The following is a 464-nucleotide window of genomic DNA, read 5'->3' on the forward strand; positions in this document are numbered from 1 at the left end:
ATGACGAATTTTGACCAAGAAAAAGGTTTTGCCACGCGTGCTGTACGAGCGGGCCAAGTCCGCACGGCTGAAAATGAGCATGCAGAACCTATTTTTCCCACATCAAGTTATGTCTTTGATAGCGCTGAACAGGCTGCTGCTCGGTTTAGTGGGGAAGAACCAGGCAATATCTATTAGCGCTTTACCAACCCCACGGTGCGTAACTTTGAGCAGCGCCTAGCGGCCCTTGAAGGGGGCGAATCATGTGTTGCTACCTCATCAGGCATGTCAGCAATTTTATCGACCTTTATGGGCTTATTGTCGGCCGGCGATCATATTGTGTCGTCACGCAGTATTTTTGGCACTACCCGAGTCTTGTTTGATAAATACTTAGCTAAATTTGGTTTAGAAACTGATTACGTTGCCTTGACTGATATCTCTGCATGGCAACAGGCGATCAAACCTAATACCAAAGCCTTGTTTTT

The 464-nt window shown here is 46.6% G+C and carries 1 pseudogene; it reads left to right on the top strand.

Annotation, left to right across the window (positions count from 1 at the left end):
- A pseudogene (locus AC3AYF_RS20910) lies at nucleotides 1-464 on the top strand (PLP-dependent transferase); the annotation flags it as partial.

The sequence above is a fragment of the Salinicola sp. genome, from assembly GCF_982684285.1.